Annotated in this window: 13 protein-coding genes; 1 reads left to right on the forward strand and 12 read right to left on the reverse strand. The window is 70.7% G+C overall.

Annotation, left to right across the window (positions count from 1 at the left end):
- Positions 1-64: 64 nt before the first annotated feature.
- The 11 genes from FL583_RS08180 to FL583_RS08230 are packed head-to-tail and all read right to left on the reverse strand — an operon-like array spanning position 65 to position 9,742.
- Positions 65-955: a ribokinase gene (locus FL583_RS08180; protein ID WP_142703916.1), complete on the reverse strand. Its 891-nt coding sequence runs from the start codon at positions 953-955 to the stop codon at positions 65-67.
- Complete coding sequence (locus tag FL583_RS08185) at positions 952-1,338, reverse strand: cupin domain-containing protein (RefSeq protein WP_142703917.1); 387 nt, start codon at positions 1,336-1,338, stop codon at positions 952-954. Before FL583_RS08185 ends, FL583_RS08180 begins: the two co-directional genes overlap by 4 nt.
- Positions 1,335-2,072 carry an aldolase/citrate lyase family protein gene (locus FL583_RS08190; RefSeq protein ID WP_170323543.1) on the reverse strand — a complete coding sequence of 246 codons (738 nt, stop codon included), beginning with the start codon at positions 2,070-2,072 and terminating at the stop codon, positions 1,335-1,337. The genes FL583_RS08185 and FL583_RS08190 overlap by 4 nt, the downstream gene beginning before the upstream one ends.
- Positions 2,072-3,058 carry an NAD(P)/FAD-dependent oxidoreductase gene (locus FL583_RS08195; RefSeq protein WP_205751931.1) on the reverse strand — a complete coding sequence of 329 codons (987 nt, stop codon included), beginning with the start codon at positions 3,056-3,058 and terminating at the stop codon, positions 2,072-2,074. Before FL583_RS08195 ends, FL583_RS08190 begins: the two co-directional genes overlap by 1 nt.
- A gap of 11 nt (positions 3,059-3,069) precedes the next feature.
- Positions 3,070-3,387 carry a ferredoxin gene (gene fdxA / locus FL583_RS08200; RefSeq protein WP_142703919.1) on the reverse strand — a complete coding sequence of 106 codons (318 nt, stop codon included), beginning with the start codon at positions 3,385-3,387 and terminating at the stop codon, positions 3,070-3,072.
- Positions 3,388-4,548, reverse strand: a complete 1,161-nt coding sequence (locus tag FL583_RS08205) for an amidohydrolase family protein (protein ID WP_142703920.1) — start codon at positions 4,546-4,548, stop codon at positions 3,388-3,390.
- 53 nt (positions 4,549-4,601) lie between these two features.
- On the reverse strand, positions 4,602-5,423 hold the full coding sequence (locus FL583_RS08210) for a fumarylacetoacetate hydrolase family protein (RefSeq protein WP_142703921.1): 822 nt from the start codon (positions 5,421-5,423) through the stop codon (positions 4,602-4,604).
- Positions 5,424-5,475: 52 nt separating this feature from the next.
- Positions 5,476-6,654: a zinc-binding metallopeptidase family protein gene (locus tag FL583_RS08215; protein ID WP_142703922.1), complete on the reverse strand. Its 1,179-nt coding sequence runs from the start codon at positions 6,652-6,654 to the stop codon at positions 5,476-5,478.
- 26 nt (positions 6,655-6,680) lie between these two features.
- Positions 6,681-7,889, reverse strand: a complete 1,209-nt coding sequence (locus FL583_RS08220) for a Dabb family protein (protein WP_142703923.1) — start codon at positions 7,887-7,889, stop codon at positions 6,681-6,683.
- 12 nt (positions 7,890-7,901) lie between these two features.
- Positions 7,902-8,396 (reverse strand): aromatic-ring-hydroxylating dioxygenase subunit beta, encoded by a 495-nt coding sequence (locus FL583_RS08225; protein ID WP_142703924.1) that lies wholly within the window; start codon positions 8,394-8,396, stop codon positions 7,902-7,904.
- Positions 8,396-9,742, reverse strand: a complete 1,347-nt coding sequence (locus FL583_RS08230) for an aromatic ring-hydroxylating oxygenase subunit alpha (RefSeq protein ID WP_142703925.1) — start codon at positions 9,740-9,742, stop codon at positions 8,396-8,398. Before FL583_RS08230 ends, FL583_RS08225 begins: the two co-directional genes overlap by 1 nt.
- 155 nt (positions 9,743-9,897) lie before the next feature.
- Here FL583_RS08230 and FL583_RS08235 point away from each other — a divergent pair, with 155 nt between their 5' ends.
- Positions 9,898-10,707 carry an IclR family transcriptional regulator gene (locus FL583_RS08235; protein WP_142703926.1) on the forward strand — a complete coding sequence of 270 codons (810 nt, stop codon included), beginning with the start codon at positions 9,898-9,900 and terminating at the stop codon, positions 10,705-10,707.
- Between the two features lie 59 nt (positions 10,708-10,766).
- Here FL583_RS08235 and FL583_RS08240 read toward each other — a convergent pair whose 3' ends face one another.
- Complete coding sequence (locus FL583_RS08240) at positions 10,767-12,938, reverse strand: cytochrome P450/oxidoreductase (protein WP_170323544.1); 2,172 nt, start codon at positions 12,936-12,938, stop codon at positions 10,767-10,769.
- Between the last annotated feature and the right edge of the window lie 187 nt (positions 12,939-13,125).

A 13,125-nucleotide genomic window follows, 5' to 3' on the forward strand; every position in this document is an offset into this window, starting at 1 on the left:
TCGGTCCTCCCTTCCCCTAAGCCGATACGGCAGGGGAAGGGAGGACCTGAGTGGTACGCCGAGCTCAGCCCAACTCGGCGCGCTTGGGTAGCGAGGCCATCGCGCCGGGGCGGGTGACGGTCACCGCGGCGACCCGGGTCGCCCAGCGCGCGGCCTCGACGACGTCCGCGCCGTCGAGCATCGCGTCGGCGATCGCGGCGCAGAAGCTGTCGCCGGCCGCGGTGGCGTCCACGGCCTTGACCTGCTCGGCCGGCACCCGGGTCGAGCGCTCGTCCTCGACGACCAGGCAGCCCTGGGAGCCCAGCGTGACGACGACCGGCCCACGGGTGCCGAGCTTCTGGGCCAGCTGCACCAGGTCACCGCGGTCGACGCCGGCCAGCCCGAGCAGCTCGCCCCGGTTCGGCACCAGCACGTCGACCGACGAGAGCAACGAGGCCGAGACCGGCCGGGCCGGCGCCGGGTTCAGCACGACGAGCCCGTTCGCGACCGACGCGGCCTCCTCGACCACCGCGGCCGGCACCTCCTGCTGGAGCAGCACGCACCGGGCCGACGCGACCAGCTCACGCGCGACCTCGACGTGGTCGTTCGCGCCCGGGCTGACCACGATCGTGCTGTCGCCGTCGGCGTCGACGAACACGAACGCCTGCCCGGTCGGGATGCCGGCCGGGTTCTCGCGAGTGCCGGCCGGGAGCTGCACCACACCGCTGACGTCGATGTTCTCGGCGCGCAGCAGGTCGAGCAGGAACTGCCCGTCGCCGTCCCCACCGACCGCACCGACCATCGCGGTCCGGCGGCCGAGGCGGGCCGCGGCCACCGCCTGGTTGCCGCCCTTGCCGCCGCCGCTGCGGCGGGAGTCCCCGCCGAGAAGGGTCTGCCCGGCCGACGGCGCCTGCGGGACGTCGACGGTCACGTCGACGTTCAGGCTGCCGACAACGACGATGTCGAAGGTGTTCACTGCGCTAGTACAGCAGTCAGCTTCGCCGCGATGTCGGCGTAGTCCTCACGCGGGGGCGCGAACACGTCGAGGTTGATGCACGGCTCGGTGAGCGGCTGGATGTAGTGCTCGGCGCCGGCCGGCACCAGCAGCATCGAGCCGGCCGTCATCCGGTGCGGGACGCCCTCGATGAAGTAGTCGGCCTCGCCCTCGAGGATCAGCGCGAGCTGGTCGAAGTCCGCGTGCGAGTGCGGGCGCAGGTCCATGCCGACCGAGAGCGAGTGCCAGCACAGCATGACCTCGTCGGTGCTGTAGACCCGGCGGCGAACGCCCGGCCGAATCACGTCCTCCGGGACGTCGGCCCAGTTCACGACCGTGCGGTAGAGCGCTTCGCTGAGCTTCATCGGGTGCCTCCCAGGGTCTGCCGCAGGGTGGCGGCGAGGAATTGCAGGTCGGAGCCGACGACCACGTACCGGTCGCCGGCCGCGACCGCGTCGTCGGCGGCGGCCGGGGATGCGGCCCAGGAACCGGCCACGGCCCCGGCGGAGGCAGCGGCCCGGATCTCGGCCACCCGCGCGTCGAACGCCTCGGCCTCGCCGAGGCCCAGGCTCACGGCCAGGTCCGTCACCCCGAGGAAAACCACGTCCAGGCCTTCGACGACGTCCGCCAGCGGGTCGTCGGTGGTGGCCGTCTCGATCTGGCCGACGAGGAGCGGCGGGTCGTCCCTCGCCGCTTCCAGGTACTCGGCCAGCGGGACGCCGCTGTAGTTGGCACCGGGGTGGGCGAGCGAGATGCTCCGCGAGCCGCCCGGGGCGTACCGGGTCGCTTCCCGCAGCGCGGTGGTCTGAGCTGTCGAACGGAGCGTCGAGAGCTGGATACCGGCCGCCCCCGCTTCGAGCAGCCGGTTGATCAGCCCTGAGTCGACGGCCGGTATCCGTACCAGCGCGGGCAGGCCGAGCAGGAATGCCCGGCTCACCGCCCGGCGGGCGTCGGCTTCGGACAGCTGGGAGTGCTCGAGGTCCACCACGACGAAGTCCGCACCGGCGGCTCTGGCCAGGTCGACCGGCTCCTCGCCCGCGAGCTTCAGGAAGGTGCCACGCACCGTCCGCCCGCTCGCGAGCGACTGCCGGAGAGACATCAGAGGGCGTCCGAGCTGTGGCCCGGTGTGGTTTTCCATTTCGCGTTGACCAGCGGCGCGATGTGGTTGATCGCGGTGGCGGCCTCGCCGAAGCCGACCGAGATCAGCGCCACCTTGCCGTCGTACTGGGCGATGTCACCGGCCGCGAACACCCGGGGCAGGTTCGTCTGCTGGGTGCGGTCGACGAGGATCCGGCGGCGCTTGAGGTCCATGCCCCAGTCGGCCATCGGGCCCAGGTCGGTGAGGAACCCGATCGCCGCGACGACGGTCTTCACCTCCCGCTCGTGCGTCTCCTTGGAGTCGACGTGCTCGAGCGTGACGGTCTCGATCGCGGTCTCGCCCGCGATCGCGACGACCTCGTACGGCGTCACGACCTCGACCGACGACTCCTGCAGCGCGGTGACGCTCTTCTCGTGGGCCCGGAACGCGTCCCGGCGGTGGACGAGCGCGACGGAGTTGGCCAGCGGCTCCAGGGCCAGCGCCCAGTCGACCGCCGAGTCGCCGCCGCCGACCACGAGCACGTCGTGCCCGGCCAGGTCGGCGAGCCGGGGCACGAAGTACCGCAGGCCGCGGCCGGCGTAGGAGCCCCCGGCCGGCAGCTCCTTGGGTTCGAATGTCCCCATGCCCCCGGCGATCAGGACCGCCTTCGCGTGCACGGTCACGCCGGGGTCGCCCGGCGTCGAGGCCACGGCCCCGATCGTCACGCCCTCGTCGTGCACCTCGATCGTCGTCGCGCGCTGCTCCAGCAGCATCGTCGGCTTCGACTGCTGGGCCTGCTCCAGCAGCGAGTCGACCAGGTCCTGGCCGCGCACCGACGGGAACCCGGCGACGTCGTAGATGTTCTTCTCCGGGTACAGCGCCGCGAGCTGGCCGCCGACCTCGGGCAGCGAGTCCATCAGCGCGACCGACATGCCCCGGAACCCGGCGTAGTACGTGCCGTAGAGCCCGACCGGCCCGGCCCCGATGATCAGGACGTCTGTGTTCACAGTATTAGGAGTCACTTCGTCCACGAGGCGACCTCCTCGTGGTCGGCGGCCAGCGGCGGGATCTTCCGCGCGCCGCCGGGCGAGCCGATCCCCAGCGTGAGGAAGATCTGCTCGTTGATCCCGGCGAACTGCTCGCGCTCGGCCGGCAGGTCTTCCTCGTGGTAGATCGAGACCGTCGGGCAGGCCGGCTCGCAGCGGCCGCAGTCGACGCACTCCTCCGGGTTGATGTACATCATCCGGGGGCCGGTGTAGATGCAGTCGACCGGGCATTCCTCGATGCAGGACTTGTCCTGGACGTCGATGCAGGCGTCAGTGACGACGTAAGCCATTTACTGCCCCTCAGGGTTGCCGCGCCAGGCGGTCAGCTCGTGCGAGACGCCGTTCACGAACACCGCGGTGGGCTCGAGCCGGGGGGCCTCGATCGTGTTGCCGGCCGCGTCCGGGAGAACCACGGCGTCGACCTCTTTCAGCACGGTGACGTGCGCCGGGCCGCCGACGGTGAGCGAGCCGTAGCCCTCGGAGTCCAGGCCGAGGTACTTCGCCGGCACGGTCGTGACCCGGGGCAGGATCTCCGACATGGGAACGCCCAGCGCCAGGAACTTCGACATCGACGTCACCAGGTCGAACACCGGGCCGCGCCAGTTCCGGCCGGACGTGTCGGAGCTCAGGATGTCGGGCAGGAAGCCCTCGGCGATCGCCGGCTTCGCGACCTTGAACGACATGTTCGACTTGCCGTGGGCCGAGTCGTACATGACGCCCCGCTCGCGGGCCTTGTAGACCTCGCGCAGGACGGCGCCGTTCTCGTCCAGGATGCCGTTCTCCTTGCCGGTGTAGCAGTGGGCGATGATGTCGCCCGGGCGCAGCCGCTCGAGGATCTCCGGCAGCGTCAGCGCGGTCTCGCCGATGTGCACCATGACCGGCAGACCGGCCTGCTCGCCGAGGTCGATCGCCTTCTCCAGCAGCGGGACGATCCGGTCGCCCAGCACGTCCTCGGAGAGCCGGATCTTGAAGCCACGGACGACGTCCGGGTTGTCGGCCGCGGTCTTCAGGGCGTCCTCGACGTTGAACGTGTCCGGGTTGATCAGCTCGCCGTAGCGGAAGTCGATCAGGCCCAGCACCGAGACGTTCAGGAAGTTGACGATCCGCATCACGGTCGGCTCGACGACCAGCGTCCGGAACGCCGGGAACGTCGACGCGCCCGCGGTGCCGGCGTCGGCGGCGGCGACCACACCGCGGCGGAGGTGGGCCTCGTCCTGCGGGGCGCCGACCTTGGAGACCTTCTCGAAGATGTGCGTGTGGCCCTCGACCAGGCCGGGCATGACCATGGCGCCGGTCGCGTCCACGACCTGCGCCGCGGAGCCGGCCAGGTCGTCGCCGATCTCGGCGATCTTGCCGTCCTTGATGGCCAGGTCGGTGACCTTGTTCAGGCCCGACGCGTGGTCGAGGACGGTGCCGCCGCGCACTACGGTGTCGAAGCGCGTTTCAGACATGGAGACCTCCACGAGGGAACGGGTCCCTTTCGGGGGACTCCGGGGTGGGGAACTTACGAAATGGTGTTGACCAGCGGCGTCAGGCCGCCGACGGCGATCGTCACCTGCTGGCCGGGGCGGAGGTAGTCGCCCCGGTCCTGTCCGGTGCCGGGCGGGGTGCCGGTGAGGACGACGTCCCCGGGCTCGAGCCGCGCGTACCGGGAGAGCCGGGCCAGCAGGTCCGGCACGTCGAAGATCAGGTCGGCGGTGGAGCTCTCCTGACGCTGTTCGCCGTCGACCCACGACGCGACCGGGATCGCGTTCGGGTCCTCGACGTCGGCCAGCGGCAACACGGTGGGCCCGAACGGGGCACAGCCCGGGAAACCCTTGGCCAGCACCGGCGTACCGGTGGCCTTCATGACGTCCCGCGCCGTCGTGTCGTTCGCGGCGATGATGCCGGCGACCGCGTCCCAGACGTCCTCGGGGTCGGCGTCGACGAGCGCGCGGCCGAGCACGATGCCGACCTCGGCCTCGTAGTCGAACTGCTCGGTGAGCCCGGCCGGGATCGGCAGCGACGCCCGGTGCGTGGTGAGCGCGCTGGACGGCTTGAGGAACAGGATCGGGCTGGTCGGCACCGGGCGGCCGGTCAGCGCGGCCTTGCCGTGGTAATTCAGCCCGACGCCCCAGACCGCGGTCGTGCTCAGCGAGAGCGGTGCGACGGCCACGTCGTCGAGCTGCGACTTGGGCAGGCGTCGGGTCACCGCGGCCTTCGCGACCTCGTCGAGCGTGCCGCCGGAGTTCAGCAGCGCGGACAGGTCCGGGTAGGGCAGGTCGACGATGGCCAGCTCGTCGCCCTCGACCCGGGCGATGCCGTAGCGGGTGACGAGCGTTTCCATGCCGTCGATCTTCAATTGCGAGATCTCATCATGTCAAGTGAGACGGCAACACTCATCGTGAGACGAAGCTCGCGACGAGCTTCTCGTACACACGAGCCCACTGCGTGAGGGCGGCGACCGAGAACCGGTCGATCCGCGGGTCGTCGCCGGGCGGGAGGGGCCGCGGACCCAGACGGGCGGTGGACACACCGGCGGCGCGGAACACTACGCCGTCGGTGGAGCCGGTCCAGTTGCGGATCGGCTCGGCCGGGCCGAACTCGGCCTCGTAGGCCGCGGTGGCGGCCCGGACGATCGGGGCGTCGGCCGGTGTGCCGGGGCCGTCGCCCAGGAGCTGCTCGTCCACCTCGACGCCGTCGAACTCGGCCAGGTGTGCCCGCAGCGAGGCGGCGGCCGCGCCGGGTTCGATCGGCCCGGGCAGCACCAGGTAGCCGACCAGCTCGAGCGTCGACGGTGTGAGATCGGCCTTCTCCGGCGATCCGGCCCGCAGCGCACCGAGCCCGAACGACGCCCCGTCGGGCCGCGACGGGTCGGCGAAAATCGCCTGCTGCCGGACGTCGGCCACGTAGTTCGAACCCCAGGTGGACACCGCGGACAGCAGGCCGGCGGCCTGGGACAGCAACCCGCCACCGGGGTGGAGCATCAGCGGGCCCCAGCCCGCGGAGAGGCGCACCAGCAGGTAGAGGGCGCCCGGCTCCTGCCGGAGCACGCCGGGCGGACCGCCCTTGGCGACGACGGCCGCGGCCGGCCGCGGGAGGGCCTGCAGGTACTCGCCGACGCCGGTGAGGCCATGGCCGGCCCGGTGGGTCCCGCGCGCCGCGAGCAGTAGATGAGCGGTTCCACGCACGGTCGGGGCGGCCCGGACGAAGCCGGCCACCGCAGCGGCGGCGGGGGCTTTGGCCACCCCGAGCCCGAAGCCGGTCACGGTGTCGCCGTCGTGCTCGAACGGCGGCGGCGCATCGGCGCGGCCGGTGATCGCCGCATCCCGCGCGGGGTCGCCGGTCAGGGAGGTGTCGAGGTGCGAGTACAGCACCAGATCCGCGGCGCGCGCCGGACCGCCACTGCCCTCGGCCGGGCCGCCGGCGGACGCGAGCACGCTGGCCGACCCGTCGTCGAGCGGCCGCACCTGCCAGGAGATCGACGGCCACCGGCGGGCCGCCCAGGCGGCGAAACGCTCGGCGAGCGCGCGTTCTCCCCCGTGCGGGCTCGCGGTGCCGGCCAGTTCGGCCAGCACCGCGAGCAGGTCCGCGTCCGAACCGGTCAGAACCGCTCCCAGTCGTCGGCGGCGGCGCGCCAGACGTCGATGTTGCGCGGGTCGCCCGACATCCGGCGGGCCTTGTGGGTCTCGTGCTCCTCCGGGGTGAAGACCCGGTGGCCGTCACACAGCTCGATCCGGGGACCGAACCGCTCGTCGTACAGGTAGAACGCGATCGACGTGGACGCCGAGTGGTTCACGATGTCCGACGCGATCTCGACGTTCTTGTAGAGCGCCTTGGCCCGGCCGCGCATGACGTGGTCGAGGCTCTTCATCCGGAAGCACAGGTGAGCCAGGAAGAAGCTGTTGTCGCGGCGCAGCGCCACCGAGTGGTGGTAGCGGTCCTCCGACCGGATGAACGCCGAGGTGCCGCGGCCCGGCGTCATGACGAAGTCCGAGGCCTGGAAACCGAGCACGTCGAGGTAGAAGTGCAGGCTCTCCTCGTACTTGTCGGTCGAGAGGAACGGGTGCACGAGGTCGAGCGGCCGGTACTCGAGCATCGGCGGCTCGGCGTACTCCTGGAACTCGTAGCCGAACTCGAGCGTGAGGCCGTTCGGGTCCTTGGTCGCGAAGCCCCGGGTGACGATCGCCGCGGTGCGCTCGTGCAGCGGGAGGATCTCGGCGCCCTCGGCCCGGATCCGCTTCTCCAGGTTGTCCAGATCCTCCTCGGTCGCGACCGACAGGCCGATCGCGAGGGGCTGGAACATCGTCAGGCTGGGGTCGCTGACCAGCTCGATCGAGTGGTGTTCCTTGTCCGCCCGGAGCTGGGCGTACTCGGCGGTGCGGGCCTCGAGCTGGAGGCCGACGAGGTAGGTGTAGAACTCGATCGCCTCGTCGAGGGCCGGCGTGGCCAGCCGGGCGAACTGGATGCCGTACGGGCCGCGCGGGCGGGTGGTCTCGGGCACAAGCTTCTCCGATCGGAACGGCGACGACGCTTCGAGCGTGACGATCGTCTGCTGGGCGATGACGGGCCGCCACCGCTCGCGCACGAACGACTCGTGCGACTCACTGTTGAGGTAGGACTTCAGATCGTCTTCGTCGTCGAACTCGATCGTGAACACGTGGGTCATGCGGGTGTCGCGCTGGGAGATGTTCGAGCCGAGCGTGAAGCTCCGCATCTGCGGATACTTGCTCGGGAACGTCTCCAGCTCGGCGAGGATCGGGGCCGCGTCCGCTTCAGGTTCGAAGGCGAAGGCGACGACGTGCCTGATCATCGGGCCTCCTGGTCAGAGAATGAAGCTGAGTCGGGCGCCGTGCTCGAGCAGCTCGTGCTCGAGGAAAGCGCGGCGGTGGGTGAACTTCAGCTCGCCCTCGTCGTTCACGACCACGTCGTGGTGGTACCGGCCCACGTAGACGTGGTGGGTGAGGTCCCGGAACCGGTTGATGATGAAGTTCGCCTTGATCTCGACCCCGTCGGCCCCGTCGAGGACGCGGACGTTGCTGACCATGCGGTGGGTGCGCGAGTGGGGGTTCTCGGCGTGCGCCTTACGGCTCTTCAGCCGCTTGACCCGGGCGTTGAGCAGGTCCCAGTCGTCGAGGACGAAGAAGCCGCCGCCGGTGCGGTCCCAGCCCTTGTAGTCGGTGGTCGGCACCTCGAACGTGCCGCCCTCCTCGAAGAGCGTGAGCCAGGCGTCCAGGTGCCACTCGTCGAGCAGCATGGCCTCCTGGTACAGGAAGTCCTCGGCCTGCGCGCGGGTGACCGTGATCGTGGGGGCAGACATCAACAACCACTCCCGTACTCAGTCGCGGTGGCGTCGGAGACCTCGCCCAACGACTTGTCCCAGTGCCGCCAGAAGCTACGCATCGCGCCCTCGTCGATCGAGCGGCCCTTCTCGCCCTTCGACTCGCGCTCCATGCCGCGGGACATGTCGCTCCAGTCGTTGAAGCCGCGGCTGTCGCCCTTGCTGGCCTCGATACCGCGCTGCACGGCCTCGTAGGCCTCGATGTCGTCCGGCGTCGCCAGGCCGCCCGGGCCGACGAAGCTGGTCATCGTCTTCAGGCGCATCGCGCGCACGTCGTCGTCCTCGTCGGTCGGGACGTACTGCCAGGCCCGGACGTCGGTGCGGCCGGGCGCGACCGGCTCGAGCTGACGGATCGTCAGCGCCTCGAGGTCGAAGAACAGCAGGTTCGGCCAGACGAACAGGATCCGGCTGGCGTCGCCGATCTGATCGGCGCGCTCCTGACCGAGCCGCTCGGCCATCGCTTTACGGTTTTCTTCCGTACGGACCTTCTCGGCCTCGCCGAAGCGGGGCTCCCAGATCATGCCCAGCCGGCCGTTGTGCCCGGTCAGCACCAGCATCGAGTGCCCGCCGCCGAGGTCGTAGGCGTACTGGTCGTCGTCGGTGACCGGGAAGCCGGTCTCCCGCAGGTAGCCGACGAACGTGTTGTGGGTCGGCGAGAAGTGGTAGCCGTCCATCGCGTTCTCGACCGCGAGCTTCCAGTTCCCCTTGACGCCGTAGCGCTGGATGCCCGGGAGCGTGGTCATGCCGGTCGCCGACTGCTCGGCCGCCATCGAGAGGACGTCGGCCGCCTCGCCCAGGTGCTCCAGGAGCGGGGGCACGTTCTCGTCGAATGAGATGAAGACGAAGCCCTCGTGGACGTCGAGCTTCGCGACCGGGCGCAGGTCCATCGTGCCCTTGAAGCGGTCGAGCTCGGCGTAGGCGTCGTCCCCGGGGAGCGCGGAGAGCTTGCCCGACGAGTTGAACGTCCAGGCGTGGTAGAAGCACTGGAAGTTGCGGGCGTTGCCGGACTCGTCCCGGCAGACCACCGTGCCGCGGTGCGGGCAGGAGTTCAGGAACGCCCGCACGACCCCGTCGCCACCCCGGACGAAGATCAGCGGCTTACCGCCGAGCACCCGCACCTTGTAGTCGTGGTTCTTGGGGATCTCGGTCTCGTGGCCCAGGTAGAGCCAGGAGTGGTGCCAGATCCGGTCGCGCTCGGCCTGGAAAACCTCCGCCGAGCGGTACGCCTCACGGTTGACCCGGAAGGTCAGCGCGTTCCAGTCCTGCGCGATCAGGCCTCCGTGGCCGGTATCGACCAGACCCTCAGCCATTGTCTGCGTCATCATCGGTCCTTGTTGTGAGAGATGCCATCTCGCATTACGACATGCTGTATTGCAGAGTGCGTAAGTGTCAACGGGATCGACGCCGCCGATCTGGTTGATAGCATCACGCTTCCTGAGATGAGTGCCGTGGCTCGGTCGAGCCACAAAAAGGACACCCCATGCTTGAGCCAGTTCCCGAGATAGCCCCGGTCTCCCCCGCGCCGGACGACGACGAGCTGCCCCGCGCCGAGCGCGGCACGCCCGCCATTCAGGCGGTGGAGCGGGCCGCGACGATCCTCGGCGCCTTCAGCGTCGGCAGGCCGCGGCTGAGCCTGAACGAACTCACCGCTCGGCTGGGCACCAGCAAGGCCACCGCGCACCGGTACACGAAGGCCCTGCGCTCGGTGAACCTGCTCCGCTACGACGAGCGGGAGGCCCTGTACTCGCTCGGCCCGCAGGTACTGACCCTGTCCGCGGCCGCGCGCGCCGGGCTGCCGATCATCACGATCGCCGGCCCGTACATGGAGGAGCTGGTGCGCGAGGCCGGCGAGACCGTCGTGCTCTCGGTCTGGGACGGCGACACCGCGGTCGTCGTCCGCGTCGACGACAACACCGACCGCACGGTGCGGATCAGCGTCCGCACCGGCGCCCGGCTGTCGATGTCCCGGTCGGCCCAGGGCCGGGTGTTCTGCGCGTTCCTGGACGAGGACGAGATCGGCGGCCTCGGCGCGCTGCTGCGCCGCAGCCCGGATCTGCGGCAGGAGCTCGAGGCGATCCGCGAGAACGGCATCTCGGTGAACACCCCGGCCGACAACGGCGTCCGGACGATCGCCGCCCCGGTGTTCCAGGACGCCGCCATCGTCGCGACGATGGCGATCGTCGGAACGACCGCGGCCGTGGCCGACGAGACGAGCTCGCCGGCCGCGCAGTCGCTGCTCCAGGTGTGCCGATCGCTCACCCAGGAGCTGGGCAGCAGCCCGCGCCTGTAGCCGGCCGCCGGCCGCGGTCCGCGGCCGGGCGGCGGGCCGCGCCGGTGGGCGCGGGGTACTCACAGATCCAGCGTCAGCCGGTCGGAGGCGCACCGGCTGACGCAAATCATGATCGTGCTGCCGTCGGCGCGCTCGGCCTCGGAGAGAATGCTGTCCCGGTGCAGGGGCGTGCCGGCGAGTACCCGGGTCTCGCACGAACCGCAGTAGCCCTCTTCGCAGTCGTAGGGCACACCCGGGACGACCTCCCGGACCGCCTCCAGCAGCGTGCGGTTCTCGGGGACGCGGAGGGTCGCCCCGGCCCTGGCCAGCGTCACGATGAACTCGCGGGAATCGGCCGGGATCGGCGCGATCCGGTCGGTGCCGCCGCCGGTGAACCGCTCGACGTGCAGCTCCAGGTCGCCGACCGTCTTCTCGACCGCGTCGAGCAACCCCTCCGGGCCGCAGCAGTAGACCTTGGTGTCCTTCGGGGCGCTCGCGAACGCCCCGGCCAGGTCGGGGTGGCCGAGCTCGTCCTGCGGGACGAGTCGCACCCGGTCGCCGTACTCGTCGTGCAGCTTCGACGCGAACGCCATCGACGCCCGGGTACGGCCGCCGTACAGCAGCGTCCAGTCCTTGCCGGCCTGGTCGGCGGCTCGCACCATCGCACTGATCGGCGTGATCCCGATGCCACCGGCCACGAACAGGTAGTGGTCGGCGTCCACCAGCGGGAAGTGGTTCTTCGGGCCGCGGACGCGGACCGTGTGGCCGGCCCCGAGGACCTCGTGCACCTCGGCCGACCCACCACGGCCGGCCGGCTCGCGGAGCACCGCGACCTCGTAGGCGTAGCGGTCGGCCGGGTCGCCGCAGAGGGAGTACTGCCGGACCTTGCCCGACGGCAGGATCAGGTCGAGGTGCGCACCCGGCTCCCAGGCCGGGAGCTCACCGTCGCCGGTGAGCCGCAGCGAGAGCACGCCCTCGGCGATCGGCTCGACCGCGGCCAGCGTCATCGTCCGGACGTCGAGGTTGGCTTTCGCGGTGGAGATCGCGGTGCCGCGCTTGGGACCCGGCGTGAACCGGACCGGGATCGCGTCCCAGCCCGACTGGTTGCCCCAGGACTCGGTGGGGGTGGCCGGGCTCTCCAGGACGAAGTCCGGAAAACGCTCGAGAACCTGGGTGATCATCTCGCGGAACATCGCCCGGGCCAGGTGCGCGCCCGCGCAGCGGTGCGTGCCGATGCCGAAGCTGAGGTGCGCCCGCGGGTCGCGGTCGAGGATCAGCTTCTCGGGCTCGGGGAACATCTCGGGGTCGTGGTTGGCCGCGACCCACGGGATCAGCACCCGCTCGCCGTGCGCGACCGGGCAGCCGCCGATCTCGGTGTCGCTCATGACCGTCCGGGCCATCGACTGCGACGGCGCGAACTTCCGCAGGAACTCCTCGGTCGCGATGTCGAGCAGCGCGGGCTCGCGGATCAACCGCTCCCGGTCCTCGGGGTGGTTGGCCAGGTGCACGAGCGTCGAACCGGTCAGCGACGTGGTGGTGTCCACCCCGCCGGCGACCAGCAGGAAGATGACGCTCGCGAGCTCCTCGTCGGTGAAGCTGGTCTCTTCGACGAGGGCCGAGATCGCGTCGTTCCGGGGTTCGGCCCGACGGGCGTTGATGAGCTCGAAGATCCGGTCGCCCATGAACGCGAGGCCCATGCCTCCGCGGGCCTCGCGCTCGCTGCCCGGGATCGCCGCGAACAGGTCGTGGATCGGCCCGGCCAGGCGCTTCCAGTCCTCTCGCGGGAACCCGAGCCAGTCGAGCGTCACCGCGGTCGGGACCGGATTGGTGAGCTGGTGCACCAGGTCGGCCCGGCCGTCCTCGATGAACGCGTCGACGACCTCGGTGACGTGCTTGGCGATCATCGGCGTCAGCGCGTCGACCGCCTTTTTGGTGAGCAGGGGGTTGATGAGCTCGCGGTACGGCGTCGAGGCCGGAGGATCCAGCTCGATCGGGTACTGCGGGAGCGCCTTGCTCTCCGGGATGACGAACTGGATCCCGTCCGTTTCCGCGTGGCGGGCGGACGAGAACGTCGCGTCGTCCCGGGCGATCCGGGCGATGTCTTCGTAGCGGGTGGTGACCCAATGGCCGCCGTAGGACTCGGTCCAGGCGACCGGGCACTTACCCCGGAGCTGTGCGTACTCACGCACCGGGTCTGCGGTGAACTCCGGGGCGTGATGGTCGAATTCGACCGTCGGTCGTGCTGCTTCCACTGCCACTCCTGGCATCTGAAGCTTGGTGCGCGGTGTTTGCCCCGGCCGCGCCACCGGAGTTGCCGTTTACGGTAGGTCGCCCGGTGTGCGTCGTCAATCGCTTCCCGTCGCCGTCCGGCAACGTGTTGCGTCCGTGCGTACCTGCAGCTCAGAGCCGTTTTTCGGACGCCGGGCAGCGCGCCGCCGC

It is taken from the genome of Cryptosporangium phraense (assembly GCF_006912135.1).
Taxonomy (GTDB): Bacteria; Actinomycetota; Actinomycetes; order Mycobacteriales; family Cryptosporangiaceae; genus Cryptosporangium; species Cryptosporangium phraense.